At 57.4% G+C, this 14063-nt stretch carries 16 protein-coding genes and 1 tRNA gene; 2 read left to right on the forward strand and 15 right to left on the reverse strand.

Annotation, left to right across the window (positions count from 1 at the left end):
* Positions 1-7: 7 nt before the first annotated feature.
* Positions 8-229 carry a hypothetical protein gene (locus tag ACOYNV_RS15835; protein WP_422900757.1) on the reverse strand — a complete coding sequence of 74 codons (222 nt, stop codon included), beginning with the start codon at positions 227-229 and terminating at the stop codon, positions 8-10.
* Between the two features lie 226 nt (positions 230-455).
* Here ACOYNV_RS15835 and ACOYNV_RS15840 point away from each other — a divergent pair, with 226 nt between their 5' ends.
* Positions 456-929, forward strand: coding sequence for a hypothetical protein (locus tag ACOYNV_RS15840; RefSeq protein WP_422900758.1), 474 nt, complete (start codon positions 456-458; stop codon positions 927-929).
* A gap of 69 nt (positions 930-998) precedes the next feature.
* On the opposite strand, the gene ACOYNV_RS15845 is transcribed toward ACOYNV_RS15840, so the two are convergent.
* The 14 genes from ACOYNV_RS15845 to ACOYNV_RS15910 form a co-directional block, all read right to left on the reverse strand.
* Positions 999-1124, reverse strand: a complete 126-nt coding sequence (locus tag ACOYNV_RS15845; RefSeq protein ID WP_422900759.1) for a hypothetical protein — start codon at positions 1122-1124, stop codon at positions 999-1001.
* Positions 1125-1418: 294 nt separating this feature from the next.
* Positions 1419-2024 carry a hypothetical protein gene (locus tag ACOYNV_RS15850; RefSeq protein ID WP_422900760.1) on the reverse strand — a complete coding sequence of 202 codons (606 nt, stop codon included), beginning with the start codon at positions 2022-2024 and terminating at the stop codon, positions 1419-1421.
* Positions 2025-2028: 4 nt separating this feature from the next.
* Positions 2029-2418 (reverse strand): lactoylglutathione lyase, encoded by a 390-nt coding sequence (gene gloA / locus ACOYNV_RS15855; protein WP_422900761.1) that lies wholly within the window; start codon positions 2416-2418, stop codon positions 2029-2031.
* A 9-nt stretch (positions 2419-2427) separates the two neighbouring features.
* Positions 2428-3177, reverse strand: coding sequence for a M48 family metallopeptidase (locus ACOYNV_RS15860; protein WP_422900762.1), 750 nt, complete (start codon positions 3175-3177; stop codon positions 2428-2430).
* Entirely contained in the window at positions 3161-3904 is a 744-nt protein-coding gene (locus ACOYNV_RS15865) for a lysophospholipid acyltransferase family protein (RefSeq protein ID WP_422900775.1), read from the reverse strand. The genes ACOYNV_RS15860 and ACOYNV_RS15865 overlap by 17 nt, the downstream gene beginning before the upstream one ends.
* Positions 3904-4440, reverse strand: coding sequence for a D-glycero-beta-D-manno-heptose 1,7-bisphosphate 7-phosphatase (gmhB, locus tag ACOYNV_RS15870; RefSeq protein ID WP_422900763.1), 537 nt, complete (start codon positions 4438-4440; stop codon positions 3904-3906). Before gmhB ends, ACOYNV_RS15865 begins: the two co-directional genes overlap by 1 nt.
* Positions 4437-6536 carry a glycine--tRNA ligase subunit beta gene (gene glyS, locus ACOYNV_RS15875; RefSeq protein WP_422900764.1) on the reverse strand — a complete coding sequence of 700 codons (2100 nt, stop codon included), beginning with the start codon at positions 6534-6536 and terminating at the stop codon, positions 4437-4439. The genes gmhB and glyS overlap by 4 nt, the downstream gene beginning before the upstream one ends.
* Position 6537: 1 nt before the next feature.
* Positions 6538-7443, reverse strand: a complete 906-nt coding sequence (gene glyQ / locus ACOYNV_RS15880; RefSeq protein ID WP_422900765.1) for a glycine--tRNA ligase subunit alpha — start codon at positions 7441-7443, stop codon at positions 6538-6540.
* A 151-nt stretch (positions 7444-7594) separates the two neighbouring features.
* Positions 7595-9148 carry an apolipoprotein N-acyltransferase gene (gene lnt, locus ACOYNV_RS15885; protein ID WP_422900766.1) on the reverse strand — a complete coding sequence of 518 codons (1554 nt, stop codon included), beginning with the start codon at positions 9146-9148 and terminating at the stop codon, positions 7595-7597.
* Positions 9135-9968 (reverse strand): HlyC/CorC family transporter, encoded by an 834-nt coding sequence (locus ACOYNV_RS15890; protein ID WP_422900767.1) that lies wholly within the window; start codon positions 9966-9968, stop codon positions 9135-9137. The genes lnt and ACOYNV_RS15890 overlap by 14 nt, the downstream gene beginning before the upstream one ends.
* 66 nt (positions 9969-10034) lie before the next feature.
* Positions 10035-10475, reverse strand: coding sequence for an rRNA maturation RNase YbeY (gene ybeY / locus ACOYNV_RS15895; RefSeq protein ID WP_422900768.1), 441 nt, complete (start codon positions 10473-10475; stop codon positions 10035-10037).
* Positions 10472-11593: a PhoH family protein gene (locus ACOYNV_RS15900; protein ID WP_422900769.1), complete on the reverse strand. Its 1122-nt coding sequence runs from the start codon at positions 11591-11593 to the stop codon at positions 10472-10474. Before ACOYNV_RS15900 ends, ybeY begins: the two co-directional genes overlap by 4 nt.
* Positions 11590-12936 carry a tRNA (N6-isopentenyl adenosine(37)-C2)-methylthiotransferase MiaB gene (gene miaB, locus ACOYNV_RS15905; protein ID WP_422900770.1) on the reverse strand — a complete coding sequence of 449 codons (1347 nt, stop codon included), beginning with the start codon at positions 12934-12936 and terminating at the stop codon, positions 11590-11592. Before miaB ends, ACOYNV_RS15900 begins: the two co-directional genes overlap by 4 nt.
* A 10-nt stretch (positions 12937-12946) precedes the next feature.
* Entirely contained in the window at positions 12947-13390 is a 444-nt protein-coding gene (locus ACOYNV_RS15910; RefSeq protein WP_422900771.1) for a hypothetical protein, read from the reverse strand.
* A gap of 2 nt (positions 13391-13392) precedes the next feature.
* Here ACOYNV_RS15910 and ACOYNV_RS15915 point away from each other — a divergent pair.
* Positions 13393-13469, forward strand: a tRNA-Met gene (locus ACOYNV_RS15915).
* Positions 13470-14063: the final 594 nt, after the last annotated feature.

The following is a 14063-nucleotide window of genomic DNA, read 5'->3' on the forward strand; positions in this document are numbered from 1 at the left end:
GATGAACTTACACGGGAGGAATGCGATCCTTGCGTTGAAAGTAATGCAACCAGGCCTCGTTGGCCAAGGCCTGAGCCTTGAACAGGTTTAGAGGCGCTTTTGCAGGAATGGCGCGCAAGGCATCTGCGAGGTCGCACGCCGCTTGCAGTTCATCGCGAACTGTTTCGGCCTGCACTTTGGCGCGTTCTTCCAGAAGGTTGGCCCAAAACTCGATCAAGTCGGTACCCATGATGTTCTCCGATTGTTGTGCTATCCGTGAATGGATTCGCGGTTGACTGCGCCCCCGTCTTGGTGGTCGCCGGCCAGCATCAATGCTGCGGTTATTTGAACCTGACCATCACCAGCGATTATGCTCGTTTCGCTGTTTGTCGGGTGCAAGAATGAACCTGTCTTTAGAATGAAGCACGGGTTTCGGGGGATTTTCTCATCAACCATCTGAAAAAATGGAGTTGCACATGATTCGTAGAGCGCTGATCCTGATTTCTGTCTTGTGGCTCGGAATTTCCTTTGCCGCGCCCCCAAGTCCAGCGGAAGCATCCGTTGAAATCGTCAGTGCAGAGTTTGGCACCTTCGACGCCAGGAATCCGGGGGAACTGGTTTTCGAACCCACCGATGTTGTTCCCCACCAAGTCGGGCAGCGCTACGGCTGGATCATCGAGATCCGGACCAGCAAGCGCAGCTTGAGTGTCCGTGAAGAATATTTGTTGCCTAAAACAGTAACTACCCGGAAAGACATGGATCCAGCAAGTGAAAGCCTGAATATACCTACCCAGCGTCGCAACCAGGCCAGCCAGAGACAACTGGTGCCGGTTGACGGCAAAATCTACGGGGAATGGGCTGTCGGTCCAAACGAACCGGCAGGCCACCGTCGCCTTCAAGTCGTAATCGAAGGCCAAGTGGAAGCAAGCTTCGAGTACGACGTGAAATAAACCAGCGGCAGGGCGAATCTACAGCAGATGAAGTGGGACCAAAAATCAAGCCGACTCGTTAGCACCGGCTCAGCGGGTAACCAGCGGGATGGATTCCGACGCGTGTTTCTTGGTCTGTTTTGCAGCCTTTTTTTCCTTGGGAGTTTTGGCCGCTTGTTTCTTTGCTTCCTTGTTGCTTTCCTTTGCCTTGCCCATGATATTTCTCCTTGTGATTACCAGCGAACGCTGGTTTGAAATTATTTTAGTCCGATAAGCGGCAAGAAACCAGTTGCCGGCAAATTAATCGCCGGCTAACGTGAAAGTCGCGCCAGCGACTCTCGAATCTCCCCTCGCCCTCTGGGATAACCAGCGACCTGGCTGCCGTCTTTTGGCAGCTTGGTCGAGTGGCTAGTAGTTTTATCAGAGGGGTCGGGGGTGAGGGAAACGGGCAAGGCTTTCATAAATTGGGGCGCCTTTCAAAGCCATGCCCGTTGGCGTTGCCAGTCAACGTCAGACAAGGCTGACCAGCAGCGGGTCGTCGTAGTGGTCGATAAGAATCCGCCGTACCCGATCCTGCCACAGGGTGGCAAAGACTTCGGCGACCACCGGGTCGCGTTCGCCGGCCAGCAGGCGTTGCAGTAGCGGCCCGGTGCGCGGGTCGGGAGCGACGTGCTCGAGATGCAGCGAAACGTTGAGGCTCTGGCCGTTTTCCCGGCGCGTGAAACATATTTCGCCCGGTAGATAGCTTTCTTCAAAGTCGAGCAAGTTGCAGCGCGAGAAATTTCCGGCGATTCCCTTGAAACCGCCGATGCCGGCGGCACCAGTGATCAGCCCGACGACAGCGGCCATCACGCCGGCAACTCCGCTTTCCTGCGCTTCTCGGAAATCGACCTGAATCTCGCCGCGCTCCGGCAATTCGTCGGTATACAGAGCAGTCAGCGCACGGCTGGTGAGCAGGTAAGCGCCGGCAACCGTTGGGCAGGAATGGCCTGCCAGTTTGACCGCATCGGCATAGCGATATTCAATGATGCCGCCATCCGCCGCACCAAGAAACTGGGCCAGCCGGTCATGCATGATGATCGGCGGCACCTCGGAGAAGAATGACGGGAAGGCCATTCGGTCAGAGCGACTTTTTCTGGATCAGTTCGATTTTGTAGCCGTCCGGATCAACGACAAAGGCGATGACCGTTGTGCCGTGCTTCATCGGCCCGGCCTCGCGTGCCACCGTGCCACCCTTGGCCTTGATCTGTTCGCAAGCCTTGTAGGCATCGTCAACTTCAAGCGCGATATGACCGAAAGCGTTGCCCAGATCGTAGGACGGCGTGTCCCAGTTGTGCGTAAGTTCAAGCACCGCGCCCTCACTCTCATCGCCATAGCCGACAAAAGCTAATGTGAAGCGACCCTCGGGGTAGTCCTGGCGGCGCAGTAGGCGCATGCCGAGCACGTCGGTGTAGAAGGACAGCGACTGTTCAAGATTGCCGACGCGGATCATGGTGTGCAAAATTCTCATGGGTTTTCCTTAAGGGTATTGCCAGTAAGGGCAGTGGGCCGCGAGGCTCTTCAGCTCGGCACGCACCACCTTGTATTCTGGATAAAGTTGCCCGACGATGGCCCAGAAGCGCGGGCTGTGATTCATTTCGCGCAAATGGGCAAGCTCATGGGCAACAACGTAATCGACAACGTGCGGAGGAAAATGGATCAGCCTCCAGTTCAGGCGAATGCCGGATTTCAGGCTGCAACTTCCCCAGCGCGTGCGGGCCGCCGACAGGGCGAGTGGTGGTGCGGTCAGGCCAAGCCGTTCGGCAAAATGGCCGAGGCGTTCGGCAAACAACTGGCGAGCTTTTTCGCGCAAGGCCTTTTCCAGCACGCGCGCGGTGTCTGCTGGTGAGCGCAGGCAGAGGGTCAGTACCGGGGCTGCGTGTTCATTCCACAGGGCGCGGTTGCTACCCAGCGCGAGGCGGATTTCCAGTGACTCGCCGAGCATCGGCAATTGCACGCCATCGACAATTTTCAGGGGTTCCTGGCGACGGCGGTTACGCCATTCATCGAGCTTTTTCGCCACCCAGTCGCCATGGCGCAGGATCAGTGACTCGACCTCGACCAGCGAGACTCGACGCGGTGCGCCAACGCGCAGGCCGCGATGGTCAATCGAGAGGCCAATGGTGCGCCGCCGGGCACGTCGCAGGACATAGGGAACGATACGGTCGCCGAGGGCTATGGTGCGCGGCGTTTCGTCTGCCCTCAGCGGAAGTTCAGGCTGCCACGGCATAGGCAACATCCGGGTAGAGATGCGGCGAGAGACGCCGCATTTCATTCTCTATCCACTGCTCGGCCAGCGTGGTGATTTCGGCCGCCGACTTGCCGGCCGGGTCGATGGCCGGGCCGATGCTGACTGTGATCAGCCCCGGTTTCTTGACGAAGGCGTTCTTCGCCCAGAACTCGCCGGCATTGTGCGCAACCGGCACGGCCAGGACACCGGCACTGGCCGCCAAGTGAGCGCCGCCGGTCTTGAAACGACGCGTTTCACCGGGGGCGATACGCGTGCCTTCGGGGAAAATGACCACCCAGTAGCCAGCCTTGAGGCGATCACAGCCCTGGTCGACGACCTGTCGCAGCGCGTCCTTCCCGGCACTGCGGTCGATCGAAATCATCTTGACGGCGGCGAATGCCCAGCCGAGAAAGGGAATCATCAGCAGCGACTTCTTCAGCACGAAGACGAGGGGCGGAAAGATGTCCTGCAAGCTGACAGTCTCCCAGGCTGACTGGTGCTTGGAAAGGATGACCGAGGGTGTTGAGGGGATGTTTTCGCTGCCGATAACCTGGTAACGGATTCCCAGAACGTACTTGCACAAGGCCAGAAAACCGCTGCGCCATACCGAGATGATCCAGAAACGAACGGGCATCGGGAAGACGATGGACAGGGTGACAAAAAAACCGAACGGAGCGGTGATCAGGGCGGCGAGCAGCGAATAGAGGATGGAGCGAATTAAAGCCATCATGGCTGCAAAATGTGTTCTACGGCCGCAGCCAGATCGCTAAAAACCAGCGTGCCATCGGGAACATTTCCATTTGCCTGCGTTATTTCGCCTTTGCCAGTGAGTACCAGAACCGGCTGAGCGCCAACGGTGGCGGCGGCTTGCAAGTCACGCAAGGAATCACCAATGGCAAAAGTCTCGCTCAAGTCGGTGTTGAAGCAAGCACTGATCCGCTCAAACATGCCGGGCTTGGGCTTGCGGCAATTACACTTCGATTCGGAGGTGTGCGGACAATAGAAGACGGCATCAATGCGCCCGCCGGCTGCCTGCGCGGCGCGGTGCATCTTGTTGTGTATGGCATTCAGCGTATCCATGTCGAACAGGCCACGACCGATTCCTGACTGGTTGCTGGCGATAACCACCTTGTAGCCGGCTTGTGTCAGCTTGGCGATAGCCTCAAGGCTGCCCGGAATGGCTTTCCACTCAGCCGGCGATTTGATGAATTGCGCCGAGTCGTAATTGATGACGCCGTCGCGATCGAGGATAACGAGTTTCATACGCCCAGTTTCGAAATGTCGGCTACTGCGTTGAGTTGGTCGAATAGCGCCTTGAGCAAGCCAAGCCGATTGGCACGCAATAAGGGGTCGTCGACGTTGACCATCACCTTGTCAAAGAATTCATCGACCTCGTCGCGCACCGAGGACAGCGCCTTGAGCGCTTCGGCATAGGCTTCACTGGCGACGTGTGATTTGACCACCGGAGCGATTTCCTGAATCCTTTCATAGAGCGCTTTCTCGGCCGCTTCCTGGAGCAGGGCCGGATCGGGTGTGGCGAATCTGTCATCGCCGGTACCCGCTACTTTCTTCAGGATGTTACCGATCCGTTTGTTGGCAGCCGCCAGTGCCAAGGCTTCAGGCAAGACGAGGAAAATTCGTACGGCGTCGAGTTTGGCTGGAACCAGGTCGATTCGGGTCGGGCGTTGTGCCAGCACGGCTTCGACGATGTCCTGCGCGTAACCCGCGTCTCTTAACAGGCCACGCAAGCGGTCGAGAATAAAATCTTCCAGGCCCGGAGGAATGCCGTCAACCAAAGTTAGCAGCCCGGGCTGGAAACCAGAGGCCGCATCGCTTAGAAGCTTCCGCAAATCGAGCGGCAGTGGCGATTCCATAAGGATGCGCAGCACGCCCAGGGCAGCGCGGCGCAGGCCAAAGGGATCCTTGTCGCCGGTCGGTATCTGGCCGATGCCAAAAAAACCGACCAGGGCGTCGAGTTTGTCGGCCAGTGCCGCAGCACAGGCAATGTTGCCAGCCGGCAAGGCGTCACCGGCAAAGCGTGGCTGATAATGACTCTGCACGGCGTCGGCAACAGCCTTGTCCTCACCGTCGTGCAGCGCGTAGTAACGCCCCATGATGCCTTGCAACTCGGGGAATTCCCCGACCATGTCGGTGACCAGATCGGCCTTGGCCAGGCGTGCCGCGCGGGCGGACAGCGAGGCGTTGGCGCCGAGGTGAACGGCAATCTTCTGCGCCAGCGTTTCCAGGCGCTCAACCCGCTGCAGAACCGAGCCGATCTTGTTGTGGTAAACGACACTGCCGAGCTTTTCGAGACGCGACGCCAGCGTTTGTTTGCGATCCTGGTTGTAGAAAAAACGGGCATCGGAGAGGCGTGGCCGAACGACGCGGGCATTGCCGCCGATGATGTGCTTCGGGTCATCCACCTGCATGTTGGAGACGATCAGGAACTTGTTCAAGAGCTTGCCCGCGCTGTCGAGCAGCGGGAAATATTTCTGGTTCTGCTGCATGGTCAGAATCAGGCATTCCTGCGGCACTTCGAGGTACTCGACCTCGAACTCACCAACATAGACGACCGGCCATTCGACCAGCGCGGTGACTTCGTCGAGCAGGCCGTCCGCCGGATTGAGGCGGGCGTTCAATTCGGCGGCCTTGGTGTCGAGTTGAACGGCAATCGAGTCGCGCCGTTCGGCAAAGCTGGCGATGACCTTGCCGGCTGCCAGTTGTGCAGCGTAGCCCTCGGGAGTGGCGACAACGATTTCGCCGGAAGACAGGAAGCGATGGCCCAGTGTCCTGTTGCCACTCGACAGGCCGAGCACTTCACCGGCTACGACGCGGTTGCCGTGCAGCATGATCAGGCCATGCACGGGGCGAACGAACTGGTGCTCGGAATCGCCCCAGCGCATGACCTTCTGGATCGGCAGTTTCTTGAGCGCCTGCGCGACGATGTCAGCCAGCACATCATCGAGTCTGACGCCTTTGACAGTAGCCTGATAGAAGAATGTCTCGGATTTGCCATCCATGCGTTTCTCGAAACGGGCTATCTCAGAAACAGGAATCCCCATGGCTTCGAGTTTCTTGAGAAGTGCTGGCTTAGGCTGGCCTTCGGCGTCGAGTGCGACTGAAACCGGCATGAGTTTTTTTTCCTCAATGCGATCTGCCGCCTTTTCTTCAACTTCAAGAATCAATACGGCTAACCGCCTGGGAGTGGCAAACCATTGCGCATTTGCTGGTACTCCAGGGCTAAGTTGATGGCGTACCAAGCCATTCAGAACCTCGTCCTTAAACGCTTCACCCAAACGTGAAAGCGACTTCGGCGGCAACTCCTCGGTGCGCAACTCAATCAGCAAACTGTTGTTCATCTTATTTTGCCTCCGCAGCGGCTGGGGCCTTGCACATCGGGAAGCCCAGGGCTTCGCGCGAGTTGTAGTAGGACTGCGCAACTTCACGTGCCAGGGCGCGGACACGACCGATGTAGGCAGCGCGTTCGGTGACTGAAATGGCGCCGCGTGCATCGAGCAGATTGAAGGTATGCGAGCACTTCATGACCATTTCGAAGCCCGGCAAGGTCAGCTCAAGGCCCATCAGGCGCTTGGCCTCGGATTCGTATTCGCTGAAATGACGGAACAGCATTTCGACATTGGAATGTTCGAAGTTGTAGGTGGATTGCTCGACTTCGTTCTGATGATAGACGTCGCCGTAACTCACCCGGTAGCCCGGCCCTTCCGCCCAGACGAGGTCATAGACGTTCTCGACGCCTTGCAGATACATGGCCAGACGTTCGAGGCCATAGGTAATCTCACCGAGTACTGGCCGGCAGGTCAGCGAGCCGACTTCCTGGAAATAGGTGAATTGCGTTACCTCCATGCCGTCCAGCCAGACTTCCCAGCCCAGCCCCCAGGCGCCGAGTGTCGGCGATTCCCAGTCGTCCTCGACGAAGCGGATGTCGTGCTCCTGGAGGTTGATGCCCAAGGCTTCCAGCGATTGCAGGTAGAGTTCCTGGATGTTCGCCGGAGAGGGCTTCAGGACGACCTGGTACTGGTAGTAGTGCTGCAGACGGTTCGGGTTCTCGCCGTAGCGGCCGTCCTTGGGGCGGCGCGAAGGCTGCACGTAAGCAGCATTCCACGGTTCCGGGCCGATCGCACGCAAAAACGTGGCGGTGTGGAAGGTGCCGGCCCCGACTTCTATGTCGTAGGGCTGGAGCAGTGCGCACCCCTGTTTGTCCCAGAAATTCTGGAGACGCAGAATGACTTCCTGAAAAGTTGGCATGTAAGGCTTCGCAATAGCTGAATGAAGGCCGATTTTACTTGGTTTTTCATGCAACGCTACCACCGAAAACTCGCGCGCTTTGGCGCTGGCATAAAGTGGCAGGTAAAGTCGGGCCTGAAATCAGGCTTTAGTTAAAGCGCCATTACACGATTCACTTGCTTCCGGATGCTGCCTTGCCTTTTCGGATGAAAGCGACCAGCAGCAGCGAAATAACAATCACCGGCCAGTTGCCTCCGCGCACATAAGGGGTTGTCCCAGAGTATCCCAGCACCTCTCCGATCAATGCTGCCCGGGTGAAAGGCGGCAGTACGCCCTGAACCTGGCCGTCGGCGCCGACAATGGCGGTCATGCCGGTGTTGGTGGCGCGCAGCATCATACGGCCGCTTTCAAGTGCCCGCATCTGGGCGATCTGCAGATGCTGAGCCGGGGCCAGCGAGTCGCCGAACCAGGCGACATTGGAGAGATTCACAAGCAAGGTGGCTTCCGGTAGGGCGCGGATGATTTCCTCGCCGAAGGCATCTTCATAACAGATATTTACCGCGACCTTCTGCCCGGTGATGCTCATTGGCATTTGTTTGTTCGCGCCGGGCGTGAAGTCTGACATCGGAATATTCGCCATAGCGAGAAACCAGGAAAAACCGGGCGGGACGAACTCACCAAAGGGAACCAGATGTGACTTGCTGTAACGCTGCTCTGGCGATTGACCAAGGCTTATCGCCGCATTGGCGTATTGCGTCCTGTCGCCGGTGGCAATTCCCAAAAGCATGTCGCCCTGCTGACGTTCAGCGAGCTTTTTCAGTTCGTCAAGGTATTCGGCTGGAACCTGCTCAAGAAAGGCTGGCAGCGCGGTTTCGGGCAGAACAGTCAGTCGTGCCGGATTCTCATCGGCCAAACGGTAATAAGTGCGCAGCGACTCGTTGAATTTCTCCGGACGCCATTTCATGTCCTGCGCCACATTGCCTTGCAGCAAGGCGACGCTCAGCGGGGCACCCTGCGCTTCTGTCCAATGCACCTCACGCAACAAATCGCCGCCGGCCAGCAAGAAGCCCGCAAGCAGCATCGGCAGTAGCGGACACCAGCGTATCCAGCGCGAAGCGGGACAAGGTTCGACTGACATCCAGCGGCGGAATACTTCACAGATCAACGCGGCGACGAGTGCGGTAGTCAGCGAGACGCCATAGACGCCAAGCACTGGCGCAAATCCGGCGAGCGGGCTGGGCGGTGCCTGCGAATAGCCGATGGCCAGCCACGGAAAACCGGTCAAGACCCAGCCGCGCAGCCATTCAGTGAGTGTCCACAGCGCGGCAAAATACAGACAGCGTTGCCACCATCCGTCTGGTGAAAAACGGACAAACAATGCGCCGGCCAGTGCCGGAAATAGCGACAGAAGGCAGCAGAACAGGAAGGTGGCCAGCGCGGCAACGGGCACGGGCATGCCGCCAAAGGTACTCAGGCTGACATAAACCCACGAAACTCCGGCAATGAACAAACCAAAGCCAAAGGCAGCGCCGATGAGAGCGCCATCAAGCGAGTCTTTGAATGTGCCCTTGTTTTCGTTAGCAGCGATGGCAAGAAGCCCGAACAGGCCGCCCAGCGTTATCCAGACCAGAGGAAACCAGCCCAGCGGGGCAAAGGCGAGCACACTTGTTGCCCCGAGCAGCAGCGCGGCAAGCAAGCGCAGTGCCTTCGGCCTAGGCCGATTCATCAACGTCCTGAACCGCGCTTACAACCAGCGTATAAAGCCTGCGGCTGTCGGCACGCAAGACCTGAAAGCGCAAACCGTCAAGCTCGATGGCCTCGTTGCGCTTTGGCACCCGGCCGAGATGATTCAGGATCAACCCGCCAACAGTATTGCATTCCCCGTTGCTGAAATGCTTCCCAAGGAGTGCGTTGAAATCCTCAACCGTTGTTTGTGCCTTGACGCGGTAACGGCCGGTATGGTCGAGCCGGATATTGTCATCGTCTTCATCGAAATCGTATTCGTCTTCGATGTCACCGACAATTTGCTCCAGAACATCCTCGATGGTGATCAGGCCGCAAACGCCTGCGTATTCGTCGACCACCACCGCCATGTGATTGTGCGATACACGGAACTCGCGCAACAGCACGTTCAGCCGCTTGGATTCGGGGATGAATACGGCCGGACGCAGCCAATCGCGCAGGCTGAATTTGACTTCTGTCTGCAGGCGCAGGAGATCCTTGGCCAGCAGCAGGCCGATTACGTTGTCGCGACTACCATCGATGACCGGAAAGCGCGAGTGGGCCGTGCGATTCACCTGGGCAATTATTTCGGCCAGAGGATCATCAATGTCGATGACTTCCATCCGTGAGCGCGGCACCATGACATCGCGCACACTGATCTCAGAGGCGGCAAGCGCCCCTTCGGTGATCGACAGCGCGTCGGCATCAAGCAGATTACGCTCGTAGGCCGAATGCAGAAGCCGCATGAGTTGTTCTCTATCTTCAGGCTCGCGAAGGAGAAGTGAAGAGATTCGTTCAAAGAAAGTCGGTTTGTTTTCGTCCATTACTCGTTGATGGGTGAGGAGTGAGGAGTGGAGAGTAGCTATGCGCCACTCCCCAGTCCTGACTCTTCACAGGTACGGGTCGGGATACCCGAGTCGCCCAAGGATTTCCTTTTCCCGGCCTTCCATTTCCTGTGCTTCCAGTTCTCCGGCTTCGTGGTCGTACCCTTGCAAATGCAGCATGCCATGCACGATCAGATGGGCGTAATGAGCTTCCGTTGATTTGCCCTGTTCGATCGCTTCGCGCTCGACCACCGGCGCACAGATGACGAGATCGCCGCACATGACAGGTTCGGATTCGTAAGGAAAGGATAGTACGTTGGTCGCGTAATCCTTGTTTCGGTAATCTCGATTGAGCGACTGCCCTTCTTCGGCGCCAACAAAGCGAATGGTCACCTGCCCTCCCCCCTCCAACGCGGCACGGGCACACGACCGAACCAGCGGACGCAAGGGTAAGCCCAGCCTGTTACAACCGTATTGCACGCTCAGATTGAGACGCCTGCTGGTCATTTGCCTTCCAGCGAGGCAGTGTGCGCTTCATAGGCGGAGACAATGCGTGCGACTAGCGGATGACGGACAACATCTTCCTTCTGGAATTCGGTAAAGGCAATGCCACGCACTTCTTTTAGAATCAGGCGCGCTTCAATCAGCCCGCTCTTCTGCCCGCGTTGCAGGTCAATCTGCGTCACGTCGCCGGTGACCACGGCCTTGGCGCCAATGCCGATGCGTGTGAGAAACATCTTCATCTGCTCGGGCGTCGTGTTCTGTGCCTCGTCGAGAATGATGAAGGCGTGATTCAGCGTGCGCCCCCGCATGTAGGCGAGCGGGGCGATTTCGATGGCGCCGCGTTCGAACAGCTTGGCCACCTTGTCAAAGCCCATCAGGTCATAGAGTGCGTCGTAGAGCGGGCGAAGATAGGGGTCGACTTTCTGCGCCAGATCGCCGGGCAGGAAGCCCAGTCGCTCGCCGGCCTCGACTGCCGGGCGGGTGAGCACGATGCGTTGCACCAGTTCGCGCTCAAAGGCGTCGACCGCCGAAGCCACTGCCAGATAGGTCTTGCCGGTGCCGGCCGGACCAGTACCGAAAGTAATGTCGTGTTCCTGAATATGCTTGAGGTACTCGACTTGGCGCGGAGTACGTCCGTGAAGCTCTGTCTTGCGCGTCATCAGGGTTGGCGAAAGCCCGCCGTTTGCCGAATTCTTGCGCATCGGTCGATTAATAAGTTCGATCAGTCCGAGCTGGATTTCATCTACTGACAGCGTGTCCTTGGCCAACGCATAGAACATTTGCAGCGCCTCGGAGGCCCGCGCCGTCTGCATCGGATCGCCGCGCAAGGTGAAACGCTCGCCGCGACGGGCGATGGAAACATCAAGTGCTGTTTCGATCTGGCGCAGGTTATCGTCAAGTGCGCCGCACAGGTTGGCAAGTTGCGTGTTATTAACCGGCGAGAGGAATAGCTCGGCTGATCTGGAGGTCTCTGAAGGGGCCGCAATGCGAGCCGATCGCTCTCTTGAGGGACTATCGGCTTCAGGCAACTTTGTTGCCGGACTCCGTGCGCCTTGCGCCCGGCCCATTCGCGATGGTTTTTCAGGGTTTCCCCTGGGTTTTGGGGTTAATTTTGCGCTCATGATTCCTTGGTCAGTATCTCGCCGCGCAACGAATGTGGCAGAGCGGAGGTGATGAACAGGTCGACGAATCGATGCACGAGGCGGGGATTACCTTCGAAATTCACGATGCGGTTATTGTCGGTTCGCCCAGCCAGTTCCCTATCGTTCTTCTTTGACAGGCCTTCCACCAGCACCCGCTGAACCGTGCCGACCATCGCTACCGAAACAGTCTGCGCTAGTTCCTCAATGCGCTTTTGCAGGCGCATCAGGCGCTCAAGCTGGACTGCGTGTGGCGTATCGTCGTGAAGTTCTGCAGCTGGCGTTCCGGGGCGAGCGCTGTAAAGAAAAGAGAAGGAGGCATCGAAGCCGACATCATCGATCAGCTTCATGGTCTTTTCGAAATCCTCAGCCGTCTCGCCAGGAAACCCGACGATGAAGTCCGATGACAACGAGAGATCGGGGCGAACGGCGCGCAGTTTGCGCACCAGACTCTTGTATTCGATCGCCGTATAGCCCCGCTTCATTGCCGCCAGCACACGGTCTGAGCCGGACTGGACAGGAAGGTGCAGATGGGAGACCAGTTTTGGCACCTTGGCGTAAATGTCAATCAAACGTTGTGAAAGTTCGCGCGGATGTGATGTGGTGTAGCGGATGCGCTCAATGCCTGGAATCTCCGCAATGTATTCAATGACCAATGCAAGATCGGCGAGTTCCCCCGAATTCTCATCGCCCGACATCGCACCTCTATAGGCATTCACATTCTGCCCGAGCAGCGTCACTTCCTTGACGCCCTGCACGGCCAGGCCAGCCACCTCGGTCAAAATGTCATCGAAGGGGCGCGAAACTTCCTGACCGCGAGTAAAGGGAACGATGCAGAAAGTGCAGAACTTGCTGCAGCCCTCCATGATCGAAACAAAGGCCGAAGCCCCATCGACTTTGGCTGGTGGCAGGTTGTCGAACTTCTCGATTTCGGGGAAGGAAATATCGACCTGAGACTTCCCCAAACGTCTTCGTTCAGCAATCAACTGCGGCAAGCGATGTAGTGTTTGCGGTCCAAAAACGATATCCACGTAGGGCGCGCGGGCGACTATCGCCGCGCCTTCCTGGCTGGCAACGCATCCCCCGACACCAATCACAAGGCCCGGTTTCGCCAGTTTGAGCCGCCGCACCCGACCGAGTTCGTGAAAAACACGCTCCTGCGCATTTTCGCGTACCGAGCAGGTGTTGAAGAGGATGATATCGGCGTCTTCAGGGTTGTTGGTCTTGACGATATCTTCAGAAGCAGCGAGTACATCGGCCATTTTGTCCGAATCGTACTCGTTCATCTGGCACCCGAAGGTGCGGATGAACAATTTTTTTACCATTTTTACTTGATCAGTTTTTGGGATGTGCCGAAGCTTCGGCTTGGCTAAGCATCCATACGCGATAAATCGCGCCGGATGCATCGGTAATGTAAACAACGTCTTTCGTATCCTGGATGCTCATCGGCATGACAATCAAGTTTCGCTGGCTGCGAAACTGAGCCGTGGGCGCCAGCCGTAACGACTGCCCATTGATCACCACCAAGCCATCGCCCAGCGGGGGCAACATCACACCCAGCTTGGCTTCTGGCGGTAGCGTGCGGGACGTTGCATACGTCTGGTATTGCGCCGTATTCGAAGAAGGGCTCTGCGCCGCCGTTTCAATAATAGCGCTGATAATAGAGGCGATAAGGGATGCAGGTATCGGCATGATGCCATTATAGACAAGCCAGGGCGCCTTGTGTGGCCGTAATGCTTGACCAGAAACTGCCTGCAACCCTATAATCTCGCGCCCCACTTGGTGATGTAGCTCAGTTGGTTAGAGCGATGGATTCATAACCCATAGGTCGGCAGTTCAATTCTGCCCATCACCACCAGTCATACCAAGGCTTGCAGCGATGCGAGCCTTTTTCTTTTGTAGGCTGGGGTTACGCCGGGGTTACATATTCTTCTAATCGTCACAACAAAAACCGATCATAAACGCCGATAAATTAATTCTTCGGAGAGTGTCTTTTTTTGTAATTGAGCACCCCATAGCGCCAAACAAGGACAAATTGAGCATTTATTTCGTGCAAGCGTATTAGAAGTTTCTAATTCATCGTTACGCAGTAACGGGCAATAATTGCCAATCAAAGCCACTGCCCAGAGATCGAGAACATCTCCAGACCGAAGGCCAGAGCCACGGCCACCGGCTTTCGCACTGGCGATCACCAGGCAGGACAGCACCACGGCAATTCGTCACCAAGGCGTGACGATCTCGCCGGAGTCCGGCAGCAGCACCAGCTCGTGACGGTCGAGACGGAGATCAGCACCACCAGCTCGTGACGCTTGAGCTGGAGGCCAGAACCATCAGGGCGCGATGCCTGGCACCACCGGCTCGTGACGATCTCGCCGGACGCCGGTAGCGCCACCAACTCGTGACGGTCGAGACGGAGATCAGCACCACCAGCTCGTGACGCTTGAGCTGGAGG

This window comes from Propionivibrio sp., from assembly GCF_049316945.1.
GTDB lineage: Bacteria > Pseudomonadota > Gammaproteobacteria > Burkholderiales > Rhodocyclaceae > Propionivibrio.